General features: G+C 54.0%; 12 protein-coding genes and 2 pseudogenes. 5 read left to right on the top strand and 9 right to left on the bottom strand.

All coding sequences use genetic code 11. From position 1 onward, the window contains the following. Positions 1-503: 503 nt before the first annotated feature. From CPJ18_RS23940 to CPJ18_RS23925, 4 genes and pseudogenes are all read right to left on the bottom strand, one after another. Positions 504-3,248, bottom strand: a complete 2,745-nt coding sequence (locus CPJ18_RS23940; RefSeq protein ID WP_167397972.1) for an EAL domain-containing protein — start codon at positions 3,246-3,248, stop codon at positions 504-506. A gap of 188 nt (positions 3,249-3,436) precedes the next feature. Beyond that, positions 3,437-5,347 carry a putative bifunctional diguanylate cyclase/phosphodiesterase gene (locus CPJ18_RS23935; RefSeq protein ID WP_103660267.1) on the bottom strand — a complete coding sequence of 637 codons (1,911 nt, stop codon included), beginning with the start codon at positions 5,345-5,347 and terminating at the stop codon, positions 3,437-3,439. Next, positions 5,344-5,931 (bottom strand): putative pterin-binding protein, encoded by a 588-nt coding sequence (locus tag CPJ18_RS23930; protein WP_080803339.1) that lies wholly within the window; start codon positions 5,929-5,931, stop codon positions 5,344-5,346. Before CPJ18_RS23930 ends, CPJ18_RS23935 begins: the two co-directional genes overlap by 4 nt. A 440-nt stretch (positions 5,932-6,371) precedes the next feature. Continuing rightward, positions 6,372-6,616: pseudogene (locus tag CPJ18_RS23925) on the bottom strand (hypothetical protein); the annotation flags it as partial. 281 nt (positions 6,617-6,897) lie between these two features. Here CPJ18_RS23925 and CPJ18_RS23920 point away from each other — a divergent pair. From CPJ18_RS23920 to CPJ18_RS23910, 3 genes and pseudogenes are all read left to right on the top strand, one after another. Then, positions 6,898-7,074 carry a hypothetical protein gene (locus CPJ18_RS23920; RefSeq protein ID WP_080803337.1) on the top strand — a complete coding sequence of 59 codons (177 nt, stop codon included), beginning with the start codon at positions 6,898-6,900 and terminating at the stop codon, positions 7,072-7,074. Between the two features lie 9 nt (positions 7,075-7,083). After that, positions 7,084-7,795, top strand: a pseudogene (gene xth / locus CPJ18_RS23915) (exodeoxyribonuclease III); the annotation flags it as partial. A 152-nt stretch (positions 7,796-7,947) separates the two neighbouring features. Next, complete coding sequence (locus CPJ18_RS23910; RefSeq protein WP_103660266.1) at positions 7,948-8,172, top strand: hypothetical protein; 225 nt, start codon at positions 7,948-7,950, stop codon at positions 8,170-8,172. 116 nt (positions 8,173-8,288) lie between these two features. On the opposite strand, the gene budC is transcribed toward CPJ18_RS23910, so the two are convergent. Beyond that, positions 8,289-9,050, bottom strand: coding sequence for a meso-2,3-butanediol dehydrogenase (gene budC, locus CPJ18_RS23905; RefSeq protein ID WP_077122618.1), 762 nt, complete (start codon positions 9,048-9,050; stop codon positions 8,289-8,291). A gap of 189 nt (positions 9,051-9,239) precedes the next feature. Between budC and CPJ18_RS23900 the strand changes: the two genes are divergently transcribed. Then, on the top strand, positions 9,240-10,034 hold the full coding sequence (locus CPJ18_RS23900; RefSeq protein ID WP_245445481.1) for an alpha/beta hydrolase: 795 nt from the start codon (positions 9,240-9,242) through the stop codon (positions 10,032-10,034). Positions 10,035-10,135: 101 nt separating this feature from the next. On the opposite strand, the gene CPJ18_RS23895 is transcribed toward CPJ18_RS23900, so the two are convergent. Continuing rightward, positions 10,136-10,429 carry a PRC-barrel domain-containing protein gene (locus tag CPJ18_RS23895; RefSeq protein WP_077122617.1) on the bottom strand — a complete coding sequence of 98 codons (294 nt, stop codon included), beginning with the start codon at positions 10,427-10,429 and terminating at the stop codon, positions 10,136-10,138. A gap of 142 nt (positions 10,430-10,571) precedes the next feature. After that, positions 10,572-10,910, bottom strand: a complete 339-nt coding sequence (locus tag CPJ18_RS27675; RefSeq protein ID WP_080803331.1) for a GCG_CRPN prefix-to-repeats domain-containing protein — start codon at positions 10,908-10,910, stop codon at positions 10,572-10,574. A gap of 247 nt (positions 10,911-11,157) precedes the next feature. Here CPJ18_RS27675 and CPJ18_RS23885 point away from each other — a divergent pair, with 247 nt between their 5' ends. Beyond that, the gene (locus CPJ18_RS23885) at positions 11,158-12,174 is read left to right on the top strand and encodes an NADP-dependent oxidoreductase (RefSeq protein WP_077122615.1); all 1,017 of its coding nucleotides are present in this window, start codon (positions 11,158-11,160) and stop codon (positions 12,172-12,174) included. A gap of 18 nt (positions 12,175-12,192) precedes the next feature. Here CPJ18_RS23885 and CPJ18_RS23880 read toward each other — a convergent pair whose 3' ends face one another. Next, positions 12,193-12,513, bottom strand: coding sequence for a hypothetical protein (locus CPJ18_RS23880; RefSeq protein WP_077122614.1), 321 nt, complete (start codon positions 12,511-12,513; stop codon positions 12,193-12,195). Further along, entirely contained in the window at positions 12,510-13,286 is a 777-nt protein-coding gene (locus CPJ18_RS23875; RefSeq protein WP_077122613.1) for an exonuclease domain-containing protein, read from the bottom strand. The genes CPJ18_RS23880 and CPJ18_RS23875 overlap by 4 nt, the downstream gene beginning before the upstream one ends. Positions 13,287-13,492 lie beyond the last annotated feature (206 nt).

Here is a 13,492-nt window from a genome sequence, read left to right as displayed (position 1 = left end):
ACACCGGTTACCCCTACGCCTCCTAGGTGGTCGGTACACGGCCAAGTTCGAGCACGAAAATGAATCCTGCCCAGTCCTTAATGATATGGGCACCCGCCGAGACCCAGAGGTTACTGGTGGCGATATAGGCGAGCGTAAAAATGAAGCGAGCAGACCCGATCCCGACCAGGGACTGCGCAGATCCCAGTCGTAGATTGGCAGGGGCGCATCTCCAAAAAACAGTCCGGGGACGAGGAGGGCGATCAGATCCATGACCTCTGCGACATGTGCAGATTCTCACATTCTTCACGCAAGCCGTAGAACAGCAGGGAAGGGCAATACCCTGAAAAGCTCTTCGCCGAGCAGTTAAATGCTGGTGGCTATGAATGCCTCACCGATCTGAAGTGGACATTACGACGATCTTCTCCGCGACGGGATTGGAGTGCAGCTCGAAAAAACCTCTGCAAACTTAACAGTCTGTAACTAAACGACCCGTCTGGATCGCGAGAATAGGGCGTTTGTTGCTAATCATTGCACGCTCTGTCTTTCAGATTTCTCGTCTCCTTCGGGGCAGGGTAAGCGTGGCTTTCAGAGCGTTCCCCCACCCGATCCATTATTTGACCGAAGCATACGATGGCAATCCGATCTCCAGTCTTTTTCGCCAAATACATATATTCATCTGCGCGGTCCACATAAGAGGATGCCGTATCTCCAGCTTGCAGGAAAGTTACGCCAACCGCAGCCCCAATAAACTTGACCTGACCTTTCACTGGAATAGGCTTGAATACTCGCTCCATCGTTTCAAAGAGATGGGATTGGAAGCTCGCAACAAGGCGATTGTCCAAATCGAGGATGACAGCAAACTCGTCGCCACCAATTCTCGCGATAAAGTCCGTTGCCCTGAAGTTTTCGCGCATTCGACTTGCCACAGTTCTGAGAACTTCATCCCCAGCTGCATGGCCGGATGCATCATTGACCGCCTTGAACCCGTTCAGGTCGATATAGGCGAGAGCAAGTTTTCGGTCATTTGTCAGGTTGCGCTCGACAGCCTCAGTAAGGAACTCTTCGAAAGCGGCTCTGTTTGGGAGCCCTGAGAGGGAGTCGGTTCGTGCGGAAGCTTTTAACGCGTTTTCAATTTCTCGTTGCTGCCTTACTCTGGCAGATACATCCAAAATGATTTCGACGTCAAATGATACACCGTCGATCAGTGTTCTTTGCGCGGATATCAGGGTAGGGATGACAGTACCGTCGGCGTAGGCGATGTCCACTTCTTCCAGTTGGTAGGACCCCTCTTCTGCCAACAGTCGATGGCGCCGATCACGGGCCGGATTGTCTATAGCAGCACCTTCGCCGGTCAGCGTCTGCCCACTAATATCCTCCCACCTGCGTCCAGTGAGGCGTAAATACGCATCGTTAACCTTGACGTAACTGGAAGTCTTTGTGTCACTGGTGGTGATTGACATGGCGATCGGCGAAAACTCGAACATTCGCATCAGCATCGCGACAAGGTGGTCCGCAGGGAGGCTATCTTCCATTTTCGAGTTGTTATCAGGCCGATGGATAATCGGTGACACGGAGCTAATACTGTCCAGCTCCAACGTTTCAGAGCCTGCAAAGCCAGCAGAAGATTGTGTTCCCCTCTCAACGATATCAAGCATCGTCTTATAGCGCGCAAGTTTGACGCTCAGTTCTTCTTGCGTCGAGATCTCGGTGATCACGCCGAACCAGCCTGAGACCGCGTTCGTCCGATCGAGTTGCGGCTTAGCGCGGCTCAACATCCATCGCCACGTGTTATCCAACAACCTCATCCGAAACATAGTCTCGAAAACTTTTCCGGTTGCAACCCTCGTTCCCCACTCCTCCCTGACCCGGTCACGATCTTCTGGGTGCATCCGTGCCTGCCAGTCTTCGATACGTTCAGATATAGTCTGTTTCGCCTCGTCGGGGCTGGGGCCCATGAAGTTGACCACACCATCTGCGTCAGCAGACCAAGGGATGTTTGGGCTGAGTTCCATAGACCAGCGTGCAGTCTCTTCAGTCTTGCTAAGTGCTGTTTCTATTGACTTGCGATCACTAATATCTATCGCAGTCACGGAAACGCCGATAGGCAGGCCATCGTCATCATCCACGCGTTGATTGATCACAAAATAAGAGCCGCTTCCGCCAGCCGGTCGGTAATCCTGGACTATAATCGTCTCGCCGCTCAGCACGCGTTTCAAATCTCTCGTTACATGCCGGGCCTCTCTATCGGGCATGAAGTCGCGGACCGTACGGCCAATCATGTCTGCCGGTAAAAGTCCGAAGATGTCAGCGAAGCGATTATTGACGCTAATATGGTTCAGCGTGGTGTCGAGGAAGCATAAGCCGATCGGCGCGGCCTTGTATAATGCCTCTAATTGATGCACTCGCTGAAACATAGAAATCATTGAGTCTTGGGCAGGCAACGCCTTTTGACGGGAGGTGGTTAGAACCTCCTCGGTTTCCTTCCCGTTGAGAGGTTTGCCGAACAGGTAGCCTTGCCCAAGATCGCATCCCAGACCCCTCAGTATAGAAGCCTGCGTCTCTGTTTCGACACCCTCTGCAACGACAGCCATGCCTAGACTTTGACCAAGCCCGATCACCGAAGCGACGATTTTGCGGCTGGCCGCATCGTGCTGCATGGAGCGCACAAAACTCATATCGATTTTCAGTTTGTCGAACGGAAAGTAATGCAAGCTGGTCAGGCTTGCGAAGCCAGTGCCAAAATCATCCAATGCAAGGCCCATACCTGCGGACTTGATAGCTTTTATATTTGCCAGGACGACTTTGTCGTTCTCGAGGAGGGCACTTTCGGTAATCTCGACCTGTATCCGGTGTAGCGGAAACCCTGTTGCCTGCACCGCCTGATTGAGAGATGCGAACAAGTTCGGATCACGGAATTGGGTTGGCGATATATTAATGGCGAGTACAAATGTTCCGACCCACGTCGCTGCTTGACGACACGCATCGGAAACGATTCGTTCCGTCAGAGCGTTTATCAGTCCTTCTCGCTCGGCCGTCGGGATGAAAGCCGAAGGAGCGATCGCAGCTCCTGTCTGATCTGTCCAACGAGCAAGCACTTCAAACCCGAAAATTGTTCCGGTCTTTAGATCTACGAGTGGCTGAAACGCTGGCCATATCTCTTTCTTATCAATCGCGCGTCGTAGAGCTTGCCCCAATTTATCGTCACGTGACGAGTTCGAAATCAAATTTCGAACAGGCCGCTTGTTTTTATGTCGGCGATTGATCATGGAAACCCCCATATTTTGGGGAATTTTGCCGCAGCTGCATTAAAATCGAATTACTTTATAAGCATTATGAAAATAACTATCTTCAAGCCAGTCCGAGACGATTTACGAGCGCAGCGAAGACAGTCAACCTTTCAGAGTTACACCTCCATCAAGCCCGAGAATATCTCACCTCAAGTTATGCCAGGCGATTATCCAAACGATCCGCATCTCTCGTGGACAGGCGACCTGATTTTAGATGCCGTGCGGTCCACAGACTCCTTGGCTGTCAACGGCTTATCAAACAGGTAGCCCTGACCCTGATGGCTTCCGGCCGCTTTCACAATTCCAAGGTCTTCCTCAGTTTCTATACCTTCGGCAACAATCGTCAGGTTTAATCGGTGAGCAAGATCGCACGTTCCTGCTATGATCGCGATGCCTTCCTCTCGATGAGAGGCACCGCGCAGGAAAGATTGATCGATCTTGATTTTATCAAACGGAAAGCGCCTAAGGTAGCTGAGTGACGCGTAGCCAGTACCGAAGTCGTCCAGAGAAATACGGCATCCCATGCGCCTAAGTTCATGAAGGACCGCAAGCGCCCGCTCATCATTCTCGATCAAAGTGCTTTCCGTAATTTCAATCTCAAGCCGCTGCGGCGAGACGCAGTGCCTTGTGAGACAAGCGCGTGTGTGAAGGACCAGCGAAGGATTCGTAAGTTGGGCGGCAGACACATTGACTGCAATGAAAGTTTCCGTTGGTAGAACAGCTGCCTGGTGACAAGCGGCATCAATTACCCAAGCGCCAATGGGTCCAATCTGACCGCTTTCCTCAGCGATTGGAATGAATTCGGTGGGAGAAATTAGGCCGAGTTTACGATGCTGCCAGCGCACCAGTGCCTCAAATCCGCGCGTTGAGCCGGTAGCTAGATCAACGATAGGCTGGAAAAGTAAAAAGAGTTCACCGTTCTCAATCGCGTCGCCCAGATCTTTTTGGAGGTGCTGCCAGCGCGTGAGTTGTTGGTTCATGTCCGGATGAAACGTTGTAAACCGATTACGGCCGGACTTTTTGGCTTCATAAAGGGCAATGTCGGCATTCTTGAATAGTGTAGAGCCATGGTCGGGATTAACACCCACCGATCCGATGCCGAGACTGACAGTCGCTGGTACTAGCCTACCGTCGATTTTAAATGGCGCGCAAGTTTCAAGCAAAATCCGCTCGCAACACTTCGTGGCCTCGTTGACTGCGTTTGGGCCGCTGTAGAGGATTGCAAATTCGTCACCGCCAATGCGTGCGATGACCTTCGCGCCGCGGCATGCAGTGGCAAGTCGCTGCGAGAGCCCGATCAAAAGTTGGTCGCCAGACGCATGGCCTAGCGTGTCGTTGATAGTCTTGAAATGATCAACATCCAGAACAATCAGCGCTTGCTCCACATCTGATTTCATAGAAATAGAAGCGCTAAAACCAACGCGATTGGCTATCCCGGTCAAAGGGTCAACCCTCAGCACGCGGTCCAACTTTGCATTCTGGCGGAAGACAAACCACAGCAGTACGGTGCCAAAGGCGACAAATGTCATCGTCACGAAACATATTGTCGCAAAGATTATGCTGAGTTGGCTTTGGTTTTGCTGGATTTCATCGCCGACGCTCGCATGAGATATCGATCCTAATCGCAAGACGGGAGCGACAAACGGTTGCAGCAACGCAACAGCGTTGCGCATTGCTGCCGGTGAGTGCGGTTCGACAACCAAAGGTTCAAGCGTAGACACCGCTTCCGTGAGATTTTCCAGCATCGCCTTTTGCTTGGGCTCGCTGTTTGCCGGACTCGATGATAGGATTTTCAAGCGATTGGTAAGAATGTTCAACCGAAATGAGACGTCTCTAATATCGCGAGAAATCTCACTTTCTTTTAGCGCAAATTGAAGGCGCAACAACTCGACCGCGGTCTGACCGAGATCGAAGGTGCTGTTGTAACGAGATGCCTCAATGATATGGCGCTGGTAACTGAAGGCAAGGAAAGAACTCCCGACCGCAATCAGCGCCAGCATCGACGTTACGAGCGTCAGAGCGGTCTTGAGGCGCCGATAACGAATAGGAAGGTCAATCTTCTCGCCCAGCGCTTTCATCGGATGTTGATTTCCGCAACTTGCCAGACAGCCCGACTGTAGTAGCTTTGATGCTGCAGTTCAGGGCGACTGTCGAACGGGAAGACAATGAAAATCGGACCCTTGTCGCTGACGGGCATGATAATTCCGTCTTGACGGGTTGCTAGCAGTGCGCCAGCTGCCTCCAATTCAGTAACGCTGGCTTCAACTTCGTAGTCATTGAGAGCAATGATTTGAAGCTTTTTGCCGCTAAATTTCATAGTTGCGAGAAGGTCCTTCAGAGAGACACCGCTGAACTCGGTTACGCCCTTATGCCAAGGTGTGGTGGTAGAAAAAGATGTCCTTGGCATTCTATCTATTGCGTCGAGATCGAGAACGACGTTTGTGTCCTGTCCAGACCCCATCACGTTGATCTTCAGGATTGGATCGGCAGAATAGGCATCTCGGGTTGTCGGGAATGTTGTAACTAAAAGTGCTGATAAAATGAGCAATGTTTGGCGGCGAGTTTGCATGGGAGGCCTCGGTTCGACTACAAAGCCAGTATCCATTAATCGTTGCTGATCCCTTATGGTCAGCAGCTTAATTAAATTATGAATAATTTTCATTTAATTTCGAATTTGCAAGTGACCTTCGTATTGGATTGCTGGCTCTACCTTGATGGTCCATGTTTTCGTCAGCCTGATGCGCCTACCGGCTCGTGATGGATGGCCCCGCAGTAATAGAAAGAGTATATTGTTGGCATGCGACACTTGTGAAATGTAGATCCGGTTTTTTCATACTGTCATAGCTTCATGCGACACCGGCGATGCTATCCGAGCACAAGTTGCCCTTATCGACCGGCCAAACGACCTAGCATCCGGAGCAAGCAACCATCCGACTGGTAGAACGAGGCCTGGTTAGGAATACCAACGGAGAGGGCGTCATCGTAAGGATGCTCCTCAAGCGACGTCCCGCTCCCAATTCTGCCGGAATGCATTGTTCATGACAACGGACGTGGTGCCAAAATGCTTTTTGGCACCACGTCCGAGTAAAACTGTCGCGTTCGTCAGGCGGCCCACTGTCCGCGCAGAACGCTGTCGGAGCCTTGTCCATCGCGCAAGTCAAACTGTGCCAACAACTGGTTGAGCGCAGCGGCTTCGCGAGCAAGGCTGTGGCTCGCTGCGGTGGGCTGCTCGACCATAGCTGAGTTCTGCTGAGTGCCCTGGTCCATCACGTTGACGGCGGTGTTGATCTCCTGCAGTCCCGTGGACTGTTCTCGGGAGGATCCACGATCGCATTGACATGACGGTGTTTATTTCCGCACGATTTTGAGCCACTTTTCCATTTCAGGGGGATCCACCTACACGGTGAAAAGGAGTGTGCCGTCAAGCCTATAAACGTAGCTACGTGGTACAGCACGAAATGGAAAAGTGGGCCAAATCCAACTGAAACTCAACAAACGAATCGTTTTTCAATGACTTAGGCGCACGTGGTCTCCCGTTTTGCGAGTCTGTCTTAGGTCGCTGATTCGAATGCATCTTTTGACAGCAGCGCGCGTTTTCCTTGGACAGCAACCAAAAGGGAGATCTGTGATGACCAAGCGCGAATTAATCGATACCGGCACTGACAAGCGTTACGTACGCCGCGATGAAGACGGAAAGTTCAAGGAGAGCGTCGATGTCTCTCGTTCGCTTTCAGCCGATGCGCGCCATGACGCAAAGAATGATACCAAATCAGGCGAGGGCGACAAAGGTGATCGCAAGCGCTGACATATGTCGGTGAAACTCGCCACCTTTAACGTAAACGGCATCAATGGCCGCCTCGACATCCTCCTTCGTTGGCTGGACGAGGCGCAACCTGACATCGTTTGTCTGCAAGAACTGAAGGCACCGTCCAATAAATTTCCGCGCAAAGAGCTGGAGCGTGCTGGCTACGGCGCGATATGGCATGGCCAGAAATCGTGGAACGGTGTCGCGATCCTTGCACGCGGTCAGGAGCCGCTTGAGACGAGACGTGGGTTGCCCGGCGGCGAGCACGACGACCAAAGTCGTTACATAGAGGCTGTCATCGACGGAATGGTTGTCGGATGCCTCTACCTGCCAAACGGCAATCCGGTCCCAGGTCCGAAGTTCCAATACAAACTAGACTGGTTTCGGCGACTGCATTCCTACGCGGAAGAACTGTTCGAACTCGAGGTGCCCGTTGCGCTCGTCGGCGATTTCAACGTCATGCCGACCGATCTCGATGTCTACAAACCAGAGCGTTGGATAGATGACGCGCTGTTCCGGCCCGAGGTCAAAGCGGCTTATGCGAATCTGGTGGCGCAAGGCTGGACGGATGCGTTACGGCATATCCATCCGAACGACCCGCTCTACACCTTCTGGGCATACTTTCGGAACGCATATGCGCGCGACGCTGGTCTAAGGATCGACCACTTTTTGCTGAGCCCGGATCTCGTCGAAAAGCTCGTGAAGGCCGAGGTCGATAAGCNGGATCGACCACTTTTTGCTGAGCCCGGATCTCGTCGAAAAGCTCGTGAAGGCCGAGGTCGATAAGCACGTCCGTAGCTGGGAGCACACCAGCGATCACGCGCCTGTCTGGATTGAACTTGCTGAAAAAACCGCCAAACAAAGGAGAGAAAAATGACCGATAATTGGAAACGTGAGGTTCGCTCAAAGCTTGAAGAGCTGGTTGATGGCCTCGTTGTAAACGGCATCAGTTATGAGGACGCCTGCAGTGTTATTGTCGTGGAGGTCAACAGCATGTTGGTCGCTCATGAGCATGATCCAGATCCCGCAGATGATGATGTGATCGAGGAGCCGGCCAACGACTGGCCAGCGGCGGAAGGCAAACGACCTGTAGATTGAAGGTTTGTNGATCGAGGAGCCGGCCAACGACTGGCCAGCGGCGGAAGGCAAACGACCTGTAGATTGAAGGTTTGTGGCGGCCCCGGAGGATAATCCCTCAGGGGCCGTTCGACATCTTACTGAGGCGGCTGACCGTTCGAGGCCGACATTCCACCGTCGACGGGCAGGTTGACGCCTGTCACGAACCGAGCGTCGTCGCTTGCGAGGAATGCGATCACCGCCGCAACGTCTTCTGGTTCGCCAGGGCCTTTGAGCGCGAAGCGTTCGTTGAATTTCGCGATCAACTTGTCGTCGTCCATCATGTCCTCGGTCATTCCGGTGCGCGTCAGGCTAGGGCATACTGCGTTGACCCTGATGCCGTCCTTGCCGTGGTCCATAGCCATCGCCCGCGTGAGGTTGGTAATGGCACCCTTGGCGGCATTGTATGCCGCCATACCCCAGTCCCCACCTGTGCCCGATACGGAGCTGACGTTAATGATGGAGCCGCGCGACGACTTCAGATGTGGGATGGCCGCACGGCAGGCGTAGAAGACGCCATCCACATCTGTCGCCATGACAGTGCGCCAATCATCTGTGGTGAGGGTGCCGACATCGCCTTGGGCGACAACACCTGCATTGTTGACAAGAACATCTAGGCGCCCGAACTTTTCGACCGTCCGAGAAATCAGGTCTCTCACGTCACCGTCATTCGATATGTCAGCCTCAGTGAGCAGAACCCGATCGTCAGGATAAGGCTTGGCGACATCCTCAAGCTTTTTCCTCGTGCGGCCGACCAGGGTCACCATCGCGCCCTCGCTGAGGAAACGCTCCGCCGTTGCCTTGCCTATTCCTGAACCAGCGCCAGTCACGACGACAACCTTGTCCGCAAATCGATGCATTGAAATCTCCTTGAGTGTGCAGTGGTGCCTCATTCTGAAACGGGACATGTGCGGGGTTGTTCCCGGCGCAGTGACCTTGGCGATTAGAGGCAGACAAGTGGCAATAACGAGATTGTCAGTGGCGGCGTAGCTTTGGAGCGGAACGAACGTTCCGAGTGAAGGTTGAGGGGGGTGCAACAGGAAAGTACCATGACGCCCTCAAATCTCGCCCCAATCTTCTCCTTATTCGTCATATTCATCGGCACAATGTACGTCGTCGCAAGCCCTGGTGTTGTGATGGCTGCGGAGACAAGACCCCGAATGGTGTCGCCCAAGGTCGACCCTGCGGCCAAACCCTTGCAGATGGTACAGGCAGAAAGCACCTCCAGATCGACCGCTTCTCGAGTAGGAACGCGTGCGGATCATCTGGTGATCCTGTTCCACGGCATCCGGGGACGAGGGTCGGTGATGGAAGCGCTCGGGAACTCTTGGCGGGCTACGCTGCCAGACACAGTATTTGTTGCGCCAGACGCGCCATTTGCGCATAGGTCAGGCGGTCGTCAATGGTTTGCAATCGATGACCAGCTAATGCGCCCCGAGCGGATAAACGCCGCGCGTCGAGCGTTCGACAGGGTGGTCTCTGAAATTGTCAAACGTGAAGGGTTCGAAGGCGCGCTGGACCGAGTGGCGTTCGTCGGGGTGTCGCAAGGCGCCATTATGGCGCTGGATGGGGTCGCATCGAGTCGTTGGAAGGTCGGCGCTCTCGTCACTTTTGCAGGGCTGTTGCCTCTGCCGCCGACGTCATCTTCGACACGAACAGATATTCTGATGATGCATGGTGCGGAGGATAAGACAATTCCACCGGCGGCGACAACTGTCGCGTCTGGCCAACTGCGATCGGCAGGCTTCACGGTGACGTCCAAAATCTATCCTGGGGTCGGCCACACCATATCGTCGGATGAGGCAAAGGATGCCGTCATCTTCCTCCGCGACGGTTTCAAATAACGCATAATCGGGAGGTCGGGTCGCTATCTCTTGATTGGTTCGTTCTAGCCACGGTAAAAGCGGCAGGTACGGGGTCCGATTGAGACCGGACCCCGACAACATCAGTGGTGATGTTCTGGCATCTCTTTCAACTGGTCTTTGGTCCACGACGTCACAGCATGAACATCGCCATCCTCATCGCGCATGAAATCAAGATCGCTTAACGCGACGGCTACCGGCTTGGCACCGATTCCGAGAAAGCCGCCAACATCTATGATGGCTTGGCCACCTGTTCCGCCATGTACGTGATCGACCTTTCCAACCTTATGGTCATCTGCGCCATATACGGTTGCACCTTCCAGGATTTCTTGGGTCAACTCTGTCGTCGATAAGCGAACGTGGTTTGTATGATCCATTGGTTTTCCTCCTTGTTGGATGATTACGTAACGGAATCACGCTCCTCTGGTTCCCTAATAAGGCAAAGCGTTAACTGACCCGAACTAACAGCTGTTCTGACTCTCCACGCTACAGGTTTATATTCGCGATAGGATCCAAGTATTACCACCTGTAGTCACGATACTCATGTCGTCCACGCCATTCGCGCTGGTCATAAAAACCCCTGCGTTCTCGCCATTCGCGACGATCGCGTCTGTCGCGCCATTCTCGTCTGGCTTCCCAGGGGTCACGTCGATCCCACCGATCGCGATACTCGCGTGGAGGGCCATTTGGTCGGCAATAGCCACGTGGGGAAAGGTGGAAGCCTCGTCCGCAAGCGTAGTCGACCTTCTGCACGGCTGAGGCCGAGGGGACAGGTGGTTGCGCCGCCGGCATCGCGTTAGCTCCGTTTGCGAAGACACTACCCAGAATTATTCCCGCGCTGAAAATTATCGTGCGCATCTCACATCACTCCGTTGCCGATGACGTGATTTAGCGACCTGCACCGTGAACCATGCCTGAATGAACTTTGACGTTTTCGTGGCGTTGCGAGTTACGAAGATTAGCGAGGATGCATTTTGAAACCTACTCTCATCGCACTGGAGGCGGGAAGAGCAATGCGCGAAATTCCAGGTTTCCACACCCGTGGCTTGGATTTGGCGGAGATGATCCTAAATAGGGAGTACCAAGCATCACCGAGGAGCAGGACATGATTTCCGCGCGTCGCATCCTTCTGGCAAGCAGACCAACAGGTCAGCCTGGACAGGACAATTTCCGTATTGAAGACTTTGAATTGCCAGAGGCAAATGAGGGGGAAGTCACTGTCAGGTCTCTGTATCTTTCGCTCGATCCTTACATGCGTGGTCGCATGAGCGACGCGAAGTCCTATGCTGCTCCCGTGCCCATCGGCGGCATCATGGAAGGCGAGGCGATTTCCGAAGTGGTCAAGTCACGGCACAACGGCTTTTCTCCGGGCGATCTCGTCCGGGGAAGGACTGGCTGGAGCAGTCACGCCGTGATCAAAGGCGACGAACTCCGTGGCGTCGAGACCCACGGCGCGCCGATCACGACATCGCTTGGTTCGCTGGGAATGCCCGGTTTCACGGCCTGGGCCGGACTTAAGTTTATCGGACAGCCGAAGGCGGGTGAAACGGTCGCCGTTGCAGCGGCATCTGGCCCAGTGGGATCAATGGTGGGTCAACTCGCCAAGCTCGCTGGAGCCCGCGCTGTCGGCATCGCTGGTGGAGCAGAGAAATGCGCGTTCGTGAAGAACGAACTCGGTTTCGACGCCGTTGTCGATCACCGATCGGACCGCTTTTCGTCTGACCTGCAAAAAGCGTGCCCGGATGGTGTCGATGTCTACTTTGAAAACGTGGGCGGCCAAGTCTGGGACGGCGTGCTTCCGCTGCTCAATCAGTTCGCCCGTGTCCCAGTTTGCGGGCTAGTCGCACACTACAATGGTTCGGGTGCGGCCGATACCGATAGGCTCCCCGCGACCATGTCTGCGATCCTGCGCCGAAGCATTCTCGTCCGTGGTTTTATTCAGACAGAGTTCGCGGCTGAGCATTTCAACGAATTCTTGAGTGAAATCGGGCCTCGCGTAGCGTCAGGGGACATCCGCTATCGTGAGGACATCGTTGATGGACTTGAAAACGCGCCGGAAGCCTTCATCAGCATGCTGACAGGCGGCAACTTCGGCAAGCTTATCATCAAGATCGCCGATTGATGTAGAAAGAGTACTCCGTCAGTCACTTTCGAACTGTTCGAGCCACGCTGCGTAAGGAGTATTCTTGGCAAGGTGCCGGTTGAAATCCGGCGCCCCGTCATCCCACCAGACTGGGCCGCGTTCACCAAGCGCGACCTTGGCTGCATCCACTTTCTCGCGGGCTTCTTTCATCTCTGGCGATCCTGCCGATGCATCGCGAACCGCCCGGCGTGCAGCCATCAAATCCTTGACCAGTGCCGCACGAGTGAGTTCATCAAGTGCAGGATTGCTGCGACGCCACAGCCGTTCTTTTACGACGAAGTATCGACCATCGGGCGTGTCCGGATACCTCTTGCTCATTCGAATCCAAGCGTCCGTTGCGCTGGTTCCGCATCCTGAGATGGCTTGTCCTCATTCCGACGGAACAGTTCGGTCTGTGCGCTGAAACGCACGTCAACATCCCGATCTGCTATAAACGCGTTCAGTGTTTCAAGGCTGATGCGATCCCACGGTTTTCCTCGATCTGGTCCGGCAGGTATGCGTGGCAGAAGGCCTGGTTCGCTGCTCCATGCCAGGCAATCCTCAAGCGAGGTTTGGTTCAACATGTCGCGGAGATGATGAGCCGTAACGTAGGCGTCAGGCATCGCCCGATGCGCTGGCAGGCCGATTTCGTGTACCAGTCCTGTTGGCATTCGTTGATAACGCAGCATCTGGTTGGAAAACCGCGGAAGCTCCGGCCAGACGCGCAGCGCGCATTTCCACGTGCAGATCCAGGGTGTTCCGCCTGTAAACCGCGGTGTGCAATATCTTTGTTCGAAAGCGGCTCGATGGGCTGCCAAGGCGTCGATACGGCCGGGTGGGCGAAGGACCGTCGAGGCTATTTCCTTCCAGAAGGGAGAATCCGCGACTTGGGCATCCAGGATATGATGAATCGCCATAGTGTCGGGTGAAATCGGACGGCCAGGGTTGACGAACAGCGCCCCGCGCTCATCGGTAACCTCCCACTTTCCAGCTTGGTCGATGACGACATCCTGCCAGCCGATCTCGCAGACGTCGTTCGGGCCATTGCCTCCTGTTTCGAGATCGATGACGCGTACCCTGGCTTCGATCACTTCGGTGCTACCTTTCTTCAAGCTTCAGCATTGGTAAGCGCGATCGGCGTAGGATGGTTCCTGAATATGATGCCTGCGATCAGCGCAGCTTGCACGCATCGACAGCCGATGCTGAGAGATTGATCAGGCTACCCTAAAATTTATTTTGTGCGCGTCACCCAGCACCATTCCAAATCTTACTCACTGATTCAATTTGCGAATCTCTCAAGTTGCTAAAAATAGAGGAC

Source organism: Agrobacterium rosae (assembly GCF_002915175.1).
Taxonomy (GTDB): Bacteria; Pseudomonadota; Alphaproteobacteria; order Rhizobiales; family Rhizobiaceae; genus Agrobacterium; species Agrobacterium rosae.
This window is presented reverse-complemented; position numbering and strand designations above follow the sequence as displayed.

Bases quoted from the DNA above. Each gene is read 5' to 3' on its own strand.
- CPJ18_RS23940 (WP_167397972.1), bottom strand. From the start codon at position 3,248: ATGATCAATCGCCGACATAAAAACAAGCGGCCTGTTCGAAATTTGATT.
- CPJ18_RS23935 (WP_103660267.1), bottom strand. From the start codon at position 5,347: ATGAAAGCGCTGGGCGAGAAGATTGACCTTCCTATTCGTTATCGGCGC.
- CPJ18_RS23930 (WP_080803339.1), bottom strand. From the start codon at position 5,931: ATGAAAATTATTCATAATTTAATTAAGCTGCTGACCATAAGGGATCAG.
- CPJ18_RS23920 (WP_080803337.1), top strand. From the start codon at position 6,898: ATGACCAAGCGCGAATTAATCGATACCGGCACTGACAAGCGTTACGTA.
- CPJ18_RS23910 (WP_103660266.1), top strand. From the start codon at position 7,948: ATGACCGATAATTGGAAACGTGAGGTTCGCTCAAAGCTTGAAGAGCTG.
- budC (WP_077122618.1), bottom strand. From the start codon at position 9,050: ATGCATCGATTTGCGGACAAGGTTGTCGTCGTGACTGGCGCTGGTTCA.
- CPJ18_RS23900 (WP_245445481.1), top strand. From the start codon at position 9,240: ATGACGCCCTCAAATCTCGCCCCAATCTTCTCCTTATTCGTCATATTC.
- CPJ18_RS23895 (WP_077122617.1), bottom strand. From the start codon at position 10,429: ATGGATCATACAAACCACGTTCGCTTATCGACGACAGAGTTGACCCAA.
- CPJ18_RS27675 (WP_080803331.1), bottom strand. From the start codon at position 10,910: ATGCGCACGATAATTTTCAGCGCGGGAATAATTCTGGGTAGTGTCTTC.
- CPJ18_RS23885 (WP_077122615.1), top strand. From the start codon at position 11,158: ATGATTTCCGCGCGTCGCATCCTTCTGGCAAGCAGACCAACAGGTCAG.
- CPJ18_RS23880 (WP_077122614.1), bottom strand. From the start codon at position 12,513: ATGAGCAAGAGGTATCCGGACACGCCCGATGGTCGATACTTCGTCGTA.